The following is a 15,566-nucleotide window of genomic DNA, read 5'->3' on the forward strand; positions in this document are numbered from 1 at the left end:
GCGGTACGTAGGCAGTGTAAAAGTAAAGAAAAACTTAAGGCTAATTGGAAGTCCCCGCCTGCGCGGGGAGGGTAAATTATATAAAAATTGAAAAGTGATCCAGTACCGAATTCATATTTCCTTAATATTTTATGCGTATGATACGGCGATATACAAATTGATAAGGTAGTATTCGGACAGACTATGATAAATGATGATGACTTTTCTCTTGAATTTTATGAATCAGACAGGGAGGGTTTCCTGGGGGATTGCTCTACACCCGTTGATGCGACGGCATCTCCTGCTTCTCTGTATGATCCTTACCATAATTTTCCAACACCGGAACTGTTTGACTCTTCCATGCACGGAATTTTAAGTGTACCTGAAATAACACTCTTGTCTTCAGCCACTGATGCGTCAGAGAGCCGTGCCTGCCAGACAAATGCCCCCGGTTCTCCGGCAGAGGAAGGAGGTGTTTCAGCAGAGGCGCCATCCCTCATTACTCAGACACAGGTAATCGGTGGATGGACAATTTTGACATTTGATAATTCTCACGCCAGGGTGGGGAAGCGAGACGTGCGAAACGTGGTACCTGAACCTTCTTCAAAACGGACAAGAACAACCACAAATCTACGCAAAGCAGCAGTAATAAACAACGAGCCTTTAATTTCTCGACTGAAAAAATTCGGAATACACCCCGAAACCTACGTGCGTTATTGTGCTTACCTGAATGAGCTGGGCTACGATGAGAAGAGCATCAACAGACTGGTGATAGGCAGGAGCAGGCATAAAACGATTGAGGGTGTGCTCTCAATGCACCGTATCTTTATGGATCGGTTCAGCAAGTATGGGTTAGGCCATCAGGATTTGGTTCATGTCTGCGCCCGCGATGGTGGTCATAAAAACCTTAAGGCACTGATTATTAATTATAAAAAACTTAAGAAACGCGGCTATTCGCCGAGGGATATTATAAACCTGGCCTCTAATAAAGGCGGTACCGCGATTATAAAAGCGGTACTGAAATATCATGGAAAACTCTCCCGGCGGAACTTTAAAATTAAGCAGATTGTCAGGATGGCTGCGATGGATGGCGGTTCCCGGAATTTAAAGTCTGTAATTAAATACCATGACGCCCTCAAAACGCTGAACCTTTCTATCGAGGAGATAATCCGCGTGGTATCCCATCATGGCGGTTCATCGAATATAAAAACCGTTGTAAAAACTCTTAAGGTTCTGAATGATCATAAGTTTACTAATAGTGAGATTGTCAAATTAGTGTCCCGTGATGGCGGCTCTGGGTGTTTGCAGGCCCTGGCTGATAACGAGGTGGCTCTGCGTGCTCTTGGATTTACCAGAGCCGAGATTATCCGTATGGCAATGACAAAAATCAGCTCTGATAAACTTGCTCTTGTTGTAGAATTTTGTAAAAAAGTGCCAGGGCATACTTTTACGACTACGCAGATTGTGGGTTTGATCTGCAAGGGCTGGCCGTATTTCGAGGCTTATAGAATGGAAATGGAGACGCTTATATACTCATCTTCGGGACCGAAACCCGCTGCCGTGTATAGTCCGACTTTCTTTACGCGCCCTGCGTCTCACAGCCTGCTGCCTGATGCGCTGGTTTACCCGATGTCACAGCCACTTTTTACAGACACCGAGTTACCCAGTTCGTTATTTGATGGGTCAGGCAGTTTTTTCTCCCCCGGACAATCGGTTGTAGAACTGTCTGAGTCTGTTGAGCCGGAATACCCTGGTGTTAACCTGTTTTAATGAAGCGGCTCCCGGCGGTGTACTGATGATAATGCTCGTTTCATTTGCCACGATGTCAATGATTAACTCCGCCAAAGTCGTATCGATGGGCGGTGGCGAGGCGTCGTGGGGTAGGGTATAGACCATATCTCCCTGATCATTTATAGACTTTATCGCATTTACTTTCCTTAACAGTCTCGATACTTTGGATTGATTTAACTTATGCCCTTTGGCTTCGAGGCTGAGCATATGGCTTTCTGGGTGCTGTTAACCCCTTGAAGTAACACATTTCTCAGATCATCAAGTACGCTTAGCAAGCATTTTTTCGGTTTTCGTTAACAAGAGTTAATTTGGTCAAATACTGTGGACTTATGAAAACTATTCAATTATTGTCGGCATGACCGTAGAGTAATTATTAATAAATAAGGAGAGTTTTGTAATGAGTAGTAATTCTAACGGGTTATTTAGTGGTGAAACTGGAAATCAGCTGGCGGCACAATCATTAGTCAAAAAACTATTAACTTTAGATGCGGCGGCTGGTAATGATTTAATTAATCAACTCATTCAGCGTAAGAAATTTGAAGTATTGGCAGCAGCCGGAATGATTATCAAAGCTGATTTGGAAGCACGTTTATCGCCCATGCAAGCCATTGAAAATGAAGCTAAAGAATCGTTTCCAACAGCCCGGGCTACATCCGTGCAGAGTGATTTGATAGCTTGTTACAGCGCAATCAGTAATAATCGTGGCGAATCATTTGTGCCCCAAACACCAGAGCTTCAAGACGAAGCCAGTTTGCAAATATTAAAAAGCTTAGCCAATAAACTTATAGCCTTGGTCGAGGAGTCAGAAAGAGTTGTGGCGGTGGTGCATAAAATGGAGAGTGCGCTCCAAGATGCAGCGCTTCAAGAAAAGCTTAATGCAGAAAAATCATCTTCATGTGCGTTGTTATAATATATTGACTGTCAAACCATCAGATGAGATCTGAGTTTCCTGATGGTTTTCTTTTTTCTTACCTTCATAAAAAAAAGGAAGCGATCTGGCTTGAGTTTAAAGGCATATATTTTATCACCCTCATGGCGAAATTTTGTTATGTCTTTAATAATCCCAGCATCCCCCATACGCTTGACCAGCTTTGAAAGCTGGATTTTTTCATCCTTGCTTTGCTGTTTATCATCGAATCAGTTCATATTTCCTTAATATTGAATATGTAAAATATCACGGTAATACGGGTTTGCATAAATAATATCAGGACCAATGATGCCAGATGATCTTTTTTTTCCCTGTAATCCATCGAATGATGGCGAAGCATACAGTTCGGCTTTTTCCACGGCACTCTATGCGCCGGTTTATATGAACAATGTCCCATGTGCCGATGGACCCTCCCTTCAGACGCGGGGAGATGATTCGCTTCCGGAATTACCTGTTATAGCTCCTTTGTCCCCGCCTCCTGACTCATCCCCCCTTCCTTTATTTGAAGTGCGAAGACCGGTCTCGCCTTTCCCTCAAGCCATGGTTGATTCCTACAGCAGAGGATTGAAGCGGGTTGAGCGAGGCGAGGAATGGGCGGCTTCAACGAGTTCAGGCGTTGCTAAAAGTCAACGCACGAGGTCAGGAAAACAGGTTGTTTCAGATGTTCGAAACGACGCATCGGTGGTTTCCCGGCAGCTACTGGACCTGACAGACGACGCTGATGTTATGCCGTTGCCCTCGGTTAACAGAGCTTTCTCTCAACTGGGTATACCGGCATCCGTTCTCTCTCTTTTTTCGGAAGAACGAAGACCGGTTATGCTTTTCCCTCATCCCATTCCACAGACTCCCATGATCCACGTCATGGATACTGAATACTCCTGGCCACCTCAACCGGCTCCCAGTGCATTAATAGAAAATCCTGGTGGGGATGATGATTTAGAAGCTGACCTCAAACCATTTAAATTACTTGGCTATTCGGCTCAGGCTATTAAAAAGCTGGCCTCACCATCGTTCGGCCTGGATTATTTAGAAGCCATATGGAAACACCATCGAATGCTTACTGGTTTTGGCTTCAAACCTGACGAGATTGCCCGCGTCGTGTCTTGCAAAGGTGGTCCAGATTTTTTACAGGCCATGGCAGAGAACTGTGAGTTTCTGATGAAAAACAGGTTTCAAAGAAGCGATATTCTACGCATCGTATGCCATCCGGACGGCATACATAAACTGGATCTGGTCAGAGAGTTTTTAGGCCGTGTGCCTTTGACCACGTTAACGGGCAGCGATATAACGGATATTGTTGTCTCAAAGCCCATGGAAAATATTCTGCAGGCTCTTGAAAATCAAGAGAAGTGGTACCTTGAGGAGGTGCGTAAAGACGCCGTTCAAGACGCAATTCACCCTGTGCAGGTGCCCGCCTCAAAAGATAGTCCCATCACCTGTGAAGACATATTATCTCTCAGCCAGTTGCCTGTTGCTGCCGTTTCGGCACTACCGCATCGCTCTGCAGATGCTGCGCCATCGAGCCCCCTGTCTGGCGGTCGCAGCCGGTTTTTCCGTCATCAGTATCCTGTTTCAGGACAAGGTGAGCAGGAATCTCCGGCTCAGGATTATCTGGCCTCTCTACCTGGAGATCAGTGGTTCATATTCCCTTAATACTGAAAATGATGCAACGCCCCTGCAATGTGAACTGATTAACTTCAGTTCACTTTAAATATTCACAAGTCGAAGTTTATGGCTTATATTCAGCTGCTGATTATCTGGAATGGTTTTATATTCCACACCGTTTATAAGGGATATCTATGCTCCAATCTGCGCTAATACTGGCACTCATGACGTTTAGCCTCATTTCTCACGCGGTCTTACCTGCTGATCCCATCCAGAGATGTCTGGATGTGAGACGGTTTGTCGATTTTACCTCAAGGCAGAAAATGGCGGCAAAGGAACCAGGGGTACTGCGCTTTAAGTTTCATAAGGTTTCGGCCTCGGAGCTGCCTTCGGAAAATCCCCAGGGTAACATGCAGGAAGTGATAAAGGCCCTGGAAATCCAGATAAAAAACTGCAGCAAAAAACGCGCGGAATATCACCGGGTGACCATCGCCGGACGCAGTGTAAAGCGACAGGAATGGTGCATGGATACCAATAAGAAAATGCTGGAACTCGCCAGGGCTGCCCGCGGTGATTTTAAAAAATATATATCCAGCATCAAAAATGAATTTGACTGGTATAAAAGTGAGGGCTGGCCTGAAAATCATGCCGGATTTAAAAAGGGCGAGTTTCAGTTTACAGCCTATTACGCACCTGCGGCAGTCGAGGCTCGCAGTAAGCGCAGCGGACAGTTTGTCCACCCGCTTTATCGCAACCCAGGTATTGTAAATGCCTCTGCCGAAGCAAGAAAGCGTGGTATGAAAGGACCACTTTGCGGCGTTGATCCGCTCACAGGCCTGCCACGCTATTTTTGCCTGAAAAATCCTGATGGCTCTTATTCCATGCTGCCAGATCGAGGCGAAATTGAGCAGGGTGCTCTGGATAAAAAATACATCATTGCCTACGTTAAGGATCCCAATGATCCGCCATTCTTAATGGTAGAAGGTTCTGGCTCCCTGATGCTCGATGGCAAATTATTTCACATCAACTACGATGGCGCCAACGGCCGGCCCCGCACCATGCTCGGCCGCATAGTGCAATGTGCGCAGGATCCCACCTGCGGTGGCAACCTTGACACCATGGAACGCTGCGCCAGGGATCCACGTTGTCACGATGAGGAAAAACTGCGCTGCAACGTTACCAAAGAAATCAGACAAAGCGCCGCATCCGAAAAACAAATCCGCCAGTATCTGGATCACCCGCTCAACCGAAGCAAGGCTGCAGATTTGCGTAACCGCGACCAAAGCTACGTGTTCTTTGCCAAAGAAGACGGTGGCCCCTATGGTTCAGATAACATACCCCTAACACCCCACGTATCCTGCGCGACCGATCATAAAGTCATTCCTGTGGGCATGAATTTTATCTTTAACTGTAAGCAGACAACGTCATGGTGCGTTGCTCAGGATACCGGCGGAGCGATTGTTGGAGCTCATGTTGATAATTACAAGGGAGAGGGTGATCAGGCGGGGATAGAAGCCAACGATTTGAATCATGCCGGTACATTATTTGTGGCTCTGCCAAAACGCGGTTGATTCTTTCTGTTAAGAGACTACTGATATGCTGGGACTGGTTCCGTTGTATAAAAATAATTTTTGGCACCAGTTCCTGGCGTTTCGCATTCGATACTACTGTAATGAAACCAGCGAGCTTATCGCCAGACATAAATTATTAACTGTTTTTATATTGTGTCTGCTGGCACCGGGGGTAAGAAATATTCAGGCTGTTGGTGTTCCATTTTATGCGCTGATTGATCCAGCTGCCGCTCTTAACACGAAATTTTTTTATCTGGTCGGGTTACTCTTTTCTCTGTTGAGTCTGACCAGGGCACAATCCTCTTTCATAAAAGGCGGGGTGTTCAGAGACTATCTGCAGACCGTATACATTCCAGCCCGTATTCACAAACGGATAGATTTTATTATTCTTGTGCTTTCTCTCAATATAATATGGATTGCCATTATCTTTGGGGGTGTCACAATTCTCTCAAATACGGATGATTCTGTATTTCGTACATCCCAATACTGTCTGTATGCCTCCACCATATTCGCACTGTGTACCTTGCTGTTTAATTTTCTTCATAAAAATACAGGCAGGGTATTTATCGTTTTACTGGCCCTTTTATTAGTTGTCGATATTTCAAGGCAAGGACAGTGTGTAGTAAATTTTGGTCTGGGAGCAGGCGTCGCTGTTTTGTGTGGCCTTATGTTCAAAACGACAGAATTTCATCGTCCCAGGTACGCCTTTACATTTAAAATACCTCGTGCGGATGCCTTCAATGGCTTAAGAGGTGTTTTTATTATTCAGCTGGCTGTTTTAAGAAAATACAGGCTTTCGCTCGTCATTCGATTTGTGATTTGTTGCTCCCTGTCGATACTTGTCTTCAACATATTAAACTTTCAGGAAACAACGGAAAGACCTCAGGCGATTGTTCTTGTATTGTCTGGATTGCAGATTTATATCCTGTCGACCCTGTTTACTCTTTTTGAAAGAGAAAGATTAGAACATGCTGTATTTCACCATATATTTCCTTATCAGAAACAGATTCAGCCCTTAAAAGAAGCAGTGCTCATCTGGACGGGATTCATGTTGGTATCAGCACCCGTATTGTCAGGCACATTTCATTTGATAACAGCTTTGATTATTATTGCGCTAAACAGATTTATTTACACACTCTCCTTGCGGTTTTGCCTGTTTAGCTCTTTGCTGGCAACAGCAGGGGCCTGCATTGCGCAATATTTTTTTCTGGGGGCCTGGTATGGCTGGTAACATACAATTACATGAGGTTAACAAGGCGTTTTCTAATAAGGTTTTGTTTGCAAATCTTTCCTATGTTTTTCTTCAGCGGACTTACCATATTATTGGTAATAACGGTACCGGAAAGTCGTCTCTGTTACGTATGCTGGTTGGCCTGGACACCCCTGACTCAGGTTCGATAATATTAAATCATCATTATTCAGCAGGCGATTACAGCGTCAATGCAAAAAGGCTGTTTTATGTTCCAGACGATTTGGCTGTTTATCCTTTCCTGACTGGAATCGAGTTTTTATCCTGGCTTGCAAACGCAAGAACAAATAATGCCGGGGATCTGGATCGCATCCTTGAGCTTTTCGAATTACAGCCACATTTAAACACCCGCATTTCCAGCATGTCTTTTGGCACTAAAAAGAAGTTTCTTTTATGCTCAGCATTAATGGGGCAGCCAGATTTTATTATTTTGGATGAGCCGTTAAATGGTCTGGATAAAAAATCTCAGCAAACCCTGCTGCTTCTTTTACAGGAGAAAGCCCTTCATTGCGGTATTATTTTAACAACCCACCACGAGGCGCAGCTTGATTTACTTAATCCTGTCAGAGTTGAACTGACCGGGCAACGTCTGGTTGATCTAAGCCATTTGCAGCCGGAGCTGTCCCAGTAAAACTGATATGAAGCGATAGCACGATCTGCTCCCTTCTTCCTGTGTTTAGGGAGAAGGGCTGGGGATGAGGGTGAGGCTAAGTGATAACCGGGAGCCCTATTATGAAACCCATATAAATAAAAAATAACGCTGGCTTCGAAGCCCTGGTGTATCTGATGAAATGACCCTCATCCCCAACCCTTCTCCCTGTGTTGAGGGAGAAGGGAGCAGATCGTGCTATCGCTTTATATCCGTTTTGTTGCAACAGCCCTGCATTTGCAGCGGCAACTCCTTGTACACGTGGAAGAATCTCCGCTAAGATGAACATTGGTTTTATTCTCTCGGAACAGGAGGTTCCTTATGAATCGCACGTGTATTTCATCGTTTATATTATTCGCCGCACTCACATTGGGCATGGTGGGACAGGCAGTGTCGGCTGAAACGAGTCCGTCTCCCTATGGCAGGATCATGACCGAATCGAAACAACAGAATATGACACCGGATGAGGCTTTGCAAAAGCTCAAAGACGGAAATAAGCGCTTCCTATCCAATACTCCACGCCAGCGCGATTATCTGAAGCAGGCAAAACTGGCATCCTATGGTCAGTTTCCTTTTGCTGTAGTTTTAAACTGCATGGATTCCCGTAGCATTCCTGAATTGGTTTTTGATCAGGGGCTGGCTGATTTGTTTACAATCAGAATTGCCGGAAACGTGCTGAATCCTGATATTGTTGGCAGTATGGAGTTTGCAACAGAGGTCGTGGGAGCACGGCTTATCGTGGTACTGGGGCATACCTCCTGTGGAGCCATGTCTGGCGCCTGCAGTGGCGCAGAACTGGGTGATTTAACTCAGCTTCTGGATAAAATAAAGCCGGTGGTTAAACCAGCCATGAAATCGACAGGTCTGGAAAACTGCACCGATCCAAAGCTGATTGACGCCATTGCCAGTGATAACGCCACTTTTGTCGCTAATCAGATTCAGGAAAGCAGTCCCATCATAAAAAATCTGGTCAGCAAAGGGCAGATTAAAATTGTAGCGGGCATGCACGATATTAAGACCGGCGAGGTACGATTCCTTGATGCTGCCGCAAAATAACCGCTCACTCGCAATGACGGCCGGATTCCGTCATTGCGAACCTTGTCGCAGTAACCTCTTATCCAACCCCGTGGTTTATGATAAAGTGGCAGACATGATGTCCAATATGATGGAAAACCCGTGTTTGAGCGTTTTTACTGCCGTGCAGGCAAAATATCCAGAATAAAGCTCATGGTCCTGGTCGGCCTTCTGGCAAGTGCTGTTGCTGTCTTTTACTATAAACGTGCGACTCCTGCCGGTAGCCCGGATCCAAAAAAAATTGTTGAAGTGGTCACCCTGAAAAGTCAGCCTTTTCAACACAGCATCCGCCTGCTGGGCACGATACACCCGGCTCATGCCACAGTGCTTGTTTCTAAAGGCGCCGGTACACTTGATGCCTTGATTCCAAGCGGGCAAAAAATAAAAAAAGGTACCCTGATCGCAAAAATCATTAATACCGAACTGGAGCGCAGTCTGCAATTGTCCATCAGCGCAGAAACCCTGGCCAAAGCCCAGTTTGATCGATTTACTCCGCTGTTAAAGTCTGGCTTCGTCAGCACCCGCGAAATTGAAGAAAAAAAACAGGCCGTGATTGATGCCCAGAAAAATGTGGCTAAAGCTCAAATCGAACTGGATAATCTGCGCTTTTATGCCCCATTTGATGGCGTAATCGGCGCCTACAAAAAACGCGAAGGCACACAGGTCAATCCCGGGGATGCAGTAGTCGCGCTCTACGATCCCGCCACGCTCGTGGTCGATTTTGACATTCCCTGCCACAAGGTCATGGCAATTCACGAAGGGCAGCCGCTGCGGGTTCTGGGACATACCTACGCACTCAGTCACGTGCAGAAAATGCTGGATGAGGAGACCCATATGTGTCCTGCTGACGTGGACATTGTCTGTGATGACTGCGTAGTTGGTTCAACCGTTGCCCTCGATCTGGTGCTCGTTGAAAAGAAAGATGCCCTGGTTATTCCGATGCAGTCGGTCTTCCTGCGTAATGGTAAAACCTTCGTGTACGTGGTTGACCATGGGCAGATCGCCCTGAAGCCGGTCACAACGGGATTACAACAGGACGATACCATGGAGGTTGTTGATGGACTGGAGCCTGGTGCGCTTTTAATCAGCAAGGGAACAGAGCGTCTGTATCCTGGTTTGGCTGTTGATATTGACCAGGATGCAGTGAAAACCATATGAAACTGACACGTTACTTTATTGAACATCCGGTCATCGCTATTGTCTTGAACAGCCTGATTGTCATGCTTGGCCTGCTTTGCTGGTATAATCTGCCCGTGAGAGAGTATCCCAACATCAGTTTTCCGGTCATCAGCGTCAACGCCAGCTATCCGAATGCCAGCCCTGAGTTGATTGAAAGTTCGGTAACCAATATCCTCGAGGATCGCCTCGCGGGCGTGGAAGGGCTGGATACCATCACCTCACAATCAAGCGCCGGACGCGCTGAAATCACCTTGCTTTTTCGCTCGGGTGCCTCGATGGATCGAGCCATGAGTGCTGCCCAGGACGCCGTTGCTCTGGCCAGATCCAGGCTGCCGCCTGAGGTTCAATCGCCGACTGTCGAGCGTCAGCGTAAGGTCAACGGTCTGCCTTTTATTGGGATTTCAATCGAATCGACCAGCAGCAGCTTCGGTGATCTGACCCATTACGCCAATCTTAATCTGAAAAATCTGTTTCGCAGTATCCAGGGGGTGTCATCCGTCAATATCTGGGGGCAGCCATATACCTACAGCGTCAGCCTCGACCCGGAGCAATTGTTTTCTTTTGGTGTGAATGTTGATGAAGTGACCGACGCACTGGCGAAAAGCCGGGTATCAATGCCCGTTGGCCTGTATAAAAATAAAATTCCCGGCACACTGGATTCTGAACCAAGGAGCCGTGACGACTATGAAAACCTGTTGATCAAAGCTGATCCACAGCATCCACTTGTGCTTAAGTCTGTGGCGCAGGTGGCACTGGAATCAGACAACAGCCGCATGCGTATCCGCGTAAACGGACATACCGGCGTGGTTTTATCCATCAATCGAGCCAACGACGCTAATCCGCTCGATGTATCGCGCGAGGTGCGCAGGTTGTTAGCCCAGGTACAGCAAAGCCTGCCGCAGGATATGAAGGCCACTGTGATCATCGATCAATCCAGTTTCATCAATGCCTCCATAAAAAATATCCGTTCGGCCATTGGTGAAGCCATTTTGCTGGTTTTGATCATTGTATTTTTATTTTTGCGTAACGTCAGAGCTACCTTAATTCCTCTGGTCACCATTCCCATTTCACTGCTGGGCTCTCTGCTCTTTCTCAAACTCTTTGGTTTTTCGCTTAATCTGATGACCTTGCTGGCCATGGTACTCGCTATTGGTCTGGTCGTGGATGATGCCATCATTGTGCTGGAAAATATCTGGCGCCACATCGAGCAGGGGGCTTCTCCACGGGAGGCCGCGATCAACGGTGCCTCAGAGATTGGGTTTGCCATTGTCGCCATGACGTTTACCCTCGCCAGCGTGTATTTACCGGTCGCATTCATACAGGGTATGCTGGGACAGCTGTTTATCGAGTTTGCCGTGGCGCTGGCGGGCAGTGTGGTGATTTCCGGCGTTGTGGCGCTCACTCTGTCGCCTTTGATGTGCGCTGGTTTTTTGAAAAGCGACAGTAAAAACTGGTGGCCACAGGTGGACAGGCTGCTGGATAATCTGGAAACGCGCTATGCCGGTATTCTAACCTTCCTGCTCAAGCGCCGTTCCATTGCCTATAGCGCTGCCATCCTGTCGGTTTTGACCAGTATTGCCCTGTATTTTGTCATCCCTCATGAAACAGCCCCAAAAGAAGATCGTGGCCTGATTGGCGTTTATGTTCCACCGGTGGCCGGTGAGGATATCCCGATTATGGACGCACGTGTCAACCTCGTTGAGCAGGCGGTGAGACAAGTGCCCGAAGCCGGCAATCGCCTGACCTTTATTGGTGACTGGGGTGGTAACGTGCTGATGCCGCTCAATGCACATGCCAGAAGGCAGCGATCCGCGAATCAGATAGTTGAAGATCTGAAACCCCTCGTTAATCATTATCCATCCATGGATCCACACGTCTGGAGCTGGGACACCGGGCTTCCTGGCATTGATAATGCCGGTACAGGTTCCGAGCTGGCGCTGGTGATTTCAAGCCCGGATACTTATCGTCAACTGTTCGAGCAGACTGAAAAACTCAAGGCCAGTATGGATAAAAGCAGTCAATTTGAATCGACGGGTTTTGATTTGAGACTGGATACCATGGGCTACCGGATTGAGCTGGACAGGAATCAGATGGCCAGGCTGGGCTTATCCCCTGCAACCGTTGCCAAAACCATCGAGGTGTTTTTCAGCGGGGACAAATCGCAGACCTTTGAAAAAGACGGCGTTATGTACGAGCTGACTATCAAAGGACGAACCAGCCCGTCCACGCTGGACGAGCTGTATGTGACTACTCCGGCAGGAAAGCGGGTATCATTAGGCTCGTTTACAAAAATGGTTCCTCAGGCGCAGCCGGCAACGCTTGAGCACGTTCAGCAAATGCGTTCAACTACGCTGCATGTGCAGCTGCATAAAGGTGACTCCATGGAAAAAGCCATGGATAAAGTCTGGACGATCGCCAAAGAGTCATTACCCAGACAGTATCAGCTCAGCTGGAGTGGTGCGGCCAAATCATTTCATGAATCATCCAGTACCATGTTGTTTTTATTCTTTTTGTCTCTTTTTTTTATTTACGCCATACTGGCGACACAGTTTGAAAATTTTATCGATCCGTTTATCATTTTGTTTACTGTTCCACTGGCTTGTTCGGGTGCGATGTTGTTTACTTATATATTCGGACAGTCTCTTAATATTTATACGCAGGTGGGGTTGATAACCCTGACAGGGCTTATCAGCAAGCATGGTATTTTGATTGTCGAATTTGCCAACCAGCTGCGGAAGAGCGGTGTCTCCGTGCAGGACGCAATACAGAAAGCCGCTGTGTTGCGTTTAAGACCCATTCTGATGACCACCGGCGCCATGGTATTTGGCGCAATACCGTTGATTTTATCGCATGATGCCGGCTCTGAATCGCGACATGCGATTGGCACCGTTCTGATCGGTGGCCTGTGCCTGGGCACCTTGTTTACGTTGTTTGTGTTACCTGCGGTTTATACGAGGATTAAGTCAAAATAAGGATAGGGATTAATGTCATTTTTAAATGATTTTTTTCAGCAGGGATTGCCGCCGGCCAATGCGATATCTGGCTACTATAATTACAGCCTTGTGGCCTTGTCTTACCTGATTGCAACCGTTGCGTCATACATCGCTCTGGATTTTTCAGCCAGACTGCGCAGGGAGCATAATCGTCAGGCACGGCGCCCATGGCTGCTCGGAGGTGCCTTTGCCATGGGGGCCGGAATCTGGTCCATGCATTTTATCGGAATGCTGGCCTTTGTCATGCCAATGCCCATGACTTACGAACCGGTTCTGACGGCTCTGTCCATGCTGGCTGCCATCATCAGCTCCGGTCTGGTTTTATTTTTGCTGCAGAGCGAAACCCGGCAAACCCGCTATTTGATTGTGGGGGGGATTTTTTCAGGTCTTGGGATCGCAGGCATGCACTATATCGGCATGTCGGCCATGTTAGACATGAGCATTCGCTATCAACCTGCCTTGTTTTTCCTTTCCATAGGTATTGCCATTTTTGCATCGGAAGCGGCGCTCTGGCTGATTTTACAGAGTAATCAAGGCACGCAGCGACAACAGATCAGGCTTAAGTTAATCAGCGCGCTGATCATGGGCTTCGCCATTTGTGGCATGCATTACACCGGCATGTCTGCCGCTGTTTTTACCTCCGCGCATGATATGTCAATGTTGCCGGAAGCTGCCATAGACAGCCATGCTCTGGTTTATTATGTCACGGGTATAACCGGCTTTATTTTTGTCATCGCTCTGATTGTTTCTACATCCAGACAGCTGATGCTTGGGGCTGTTGAAAAGGAAAGGAACTTTTTAAATGCCATTCTGCATAATTTATCAGATGGGATTCTGGCCTGTGATATAAATGGAACCATCACGGTCGTTAACAAGGTATTTCAACGCATGACCGGCCTCAGAGAAATGCGTGGCAATGCAGGGGATGTTCTGTTTTTTCAACCCAATAATGAAACGCCGATTCCGGCTACGGAGCAGCCGCTTATCCGTGTATTACAGGGAGAGTCAATCCATCAATTAGAGCTCGAATTGCAAACGATCGATAATTCCCGTCGCTACGTCATCATTGACGGTGATCCCATTTACAATAATGATCAGGAAAAAACAGGCGCTGTAATTGCCGTTCATGACGTGACCGAACAGAAAAAACTTGAGGGCCAGCTTTTTTATCAGGCAACACATGATGCCCTGACAAATCTGCCGGGACGCATTTTGTTGATGGATCGGATTGATTCCGCTATTGCTCAGGCGAAACGTAACAATAACAGTATTGCGGTTATATTTATCGACCTGGATCATTTTAAAGAGATTAATGACAATTACGGTCACAGTGAAGGGGATCGTCTGCTAAAAACCATGTCGGAACGCATGACGCAGGTTATTCGTGCCTCAGATACGGTGTCTCGTCTTGGCGGAGACGAATTTATCATTTTGTTAGGCTCGCTCGATAATGAAACAACGGTTGTTTCCATCCTGCATAAACTGATGCAGGCCCTGGCTCAGGATTTCAGGATTGGGGATCAGGTGATTAATATGACGGCCAGCGTCGGTGTCAGCACTTACCCTAAAGATGGCGAGGATCCCGAAACCCTGCTGAAACGTGCGGATATCGCCATGTATCGCTCTAAAACGCGGGGACGAAATGCCTTTCAGTTCTACGCAGAAGAGATGAATATCAGCTCCATGAAACGGCTTGAGAAAGAACTGGCTCTACAGAACGCCTTGAAGCTGAATCAATTCAGTGTGCATTATCAGCCGGTTTTTGATCTGGCTAATGAATCGATTACCGGCGTTGAAGCCCTGTTACGCTGGGAGCATCCTGATTTGGGTTCGGTACCTCCCGGAGAGTTTATATCCATAGCGGAAGAGCTTGACCTGATTATTCCAATAGGTGCCTGGGTCATGAAAACAGCCTGTGCGCAAAACAAAGCCTGGCAAAGTCAGGGATTACCTAACCTGAAAATTGCCATTAACGTATCCGGAAAGCAACTGAGCAGCCCCGATTTTCTGGAGACGGTAAGGGCCTGTCTCGATGAGACGCAACTGGAGGCGGAATACCTTGAGCTGGAAATCAGAGAAAGTGTTATTCTGGAAAGTCCAGATCAAGTGATTCAGTCTCTGCACGCACTGAAGAAGCTGGGTATTCATATTGCTCTTGATGATTTTGGCACGGGTTATTCCAGTCTTGGTTATCTGGCGCAGTTACCCATCAACAAAGTAAAAATTGATCGTTCGTTTATTAGTCAGATCGATCACAGCCTGAAGAAGTCAGCGATGGTTTTGGCGATTATCGGTATGGCCTCCAGTTTAAAACTGAAAGTAGCCGCCGATGGTGCTGAAACAGAAAATGAAATGACTTTTCTGCGTTTTAACCGCTGTGACCAGGTTCAGGGCTTTTACCTTTGTAATCCATTGACTGCAGAGGCATGTACTGAATTTTTACACGAATACAAACGCAGCAAAGGAAAAAATAAGGCTTGACGTCCTGGCGCGCGGGATGATTTAAAACAATGTACATACAGTAGGTTGGGCCTTGGCCCAACAAGGA

Annotated in this window: 11 protein-coding genes; 10 read left to right on the forward strand and 1 reads right to left on the reverse strand. The window is 46.9% G+C overall.

The window, feature by feature from the left end; all coding sequences use genetic code 11:
• Positions 1-183 precede the first annotated feature (183 nt).
• Positions 184-1,749 carry a hypothetical protein gene (locus tag ACQUTA_RS02735; RefSeq protein WP_444986668.1) on the forward strand — a complete coding sequence of 522 codons (1,566 nt, stop codon included), beginning with the start codon at positions 184-186 and terminating at the stop codon, positions 1,747-1,749.
• Here the strand turns inward: ACQUTA_RS02735 and ACQUTA_RS02740 are convergent.
• Complete coding sequence (locus ACQUTA_RS02740; RefSeq protein WP_444986669.1) at positions 1,663-1,977, reverse strand: arginine repressor; 315 nt, start codon at positions 1,975-1,977, stop codon at positions 1,663-1,665. The two genes, ACQUTA_RS02735 and ACQUTA_RS02740, sit on opposite strands and share 87 nt — an antisense overlap.
• Before the next feature lie 190 nt (positions 1,978-2,167).
• Between ACQUTA_RS02740 and ACQUTA_RS02745 the strand changes: the two genes are divergently transcribed.
• The 9 genes from ACQUTA_RS02745 (at position 2,168) to ACQUTA_RS02785 (ending at position 15,499) form a co-directional block, all read left to right on the forward strand.
• A complete protein-coding gene (locus ACQUTA_RS02745; RefSeq protein WP_444986670.1) occupies positions 2,168-2,680 on the forward strand; it encodes a hypothetical protein in 513 nt (170 codons plus the stop codon).
• A gap of 306 nt (positions 2,681-2,986) precedes the next feature.
• On the forward strand, positions 2,987-4,351 hold the full coding sequence (locus tag ACQUTA_RS02750; RefSeq protein WP_444986671.1) for a hypothetical protein: 1,365 nt from the start codon (positions 2,987-2,989) through the stop codon (positions 4,349-4,351).
• Positions 4,352-4,497: 146 nt separating this feature from the next.
• Positions 4,498-5,874: an MltA domain-containing protein gene (locus tag ACQUTA_RS02755; protein WP_444986672.1), complete on the forward strand. Its 1,377-nt coding sequence runs from the start codon at positions 4,498-4,500 to the stop codon at positions 5,872-5,874.
• Between the two features lie 25 nt (positions 5,875-5,899).
• Positions 5,900-7,105 (forward strand): DUF6136 family protein, encoded by a 1,206-nt coding sequence (locus ACQUTA_RS02760; protein ID WP_444986673.1) that lies wholly within the window; start codon positions 5,900-5,902, stop codon positions 7,103-7,105.
• Positions 7,095-7,754, forward strand: a complete 660-nt coding sequence (locus ACQUTA_RS02765) for an ABC transporter ATP-binding protein (protein WP_444986674.1) — start codon at positions 7,095-7,097, stop codon at positions 7,752-7,754. The genes ACQUTA_RS02760 and ACQUTA_RS02765 overlap by 11 nt, the downstream gene beginning before the upstream one ends.
• Before the next feature lie 339 nt (positions 7,755-8,093).
• Entirely contained in the window at positions 8,094-8,828 is a 735-nt protein-coding gene (locus tag ACQUTA_RS02770; protein ID WP_444986675.1) for a carbonic anhydrase family protein, read from the forward strand.
• Between the two features lie 171 nt (positions 8,829-8,999).
• Positions 9,000-10,004, forward strand: a complete 1,005-nt coding sequence (locus tag ACQUTA_RS02775) for an efflux RND transporter periplasmic adaptor subunit (RefSeq protein ID WP_444986676.1) — start codon at positions 9,000-9,002, stop codon at positions 10,002-10,004.
• A complete protein-coding gene (gene lpeB / locus ACQUTA_RS02780; RefSeq protein WP_444986677.1) occupies positions 10,001-12,997 on the forward strand; it encodes a multidrug efflux RND transporter permease subunit LpeB in 2,997 nt (998 codons plus the stop codon). Before ACQUTA_RS02775 ends, lpeB begins: the two co-directional genes overlap by 4 nt.
• A 12-nt stretch (positions 12,998-13,009) precedes the next feature.
• Positions 13,010-15,499 (forward strand): EAL domain-containing protein, encoded by a 2,490-nt coding sequence (locus ACQUTA_RS02785; protein ID WP_444986678.1) that lies wholly within the window; start codon positions 13,010-13,012, stop codon positions 15,497-15,499.
• Positions 15,500-15,566 lie beyond the last annotated feature (67 nt).

The organism is Legionella navarrensis (assembly GCF_052527415.1).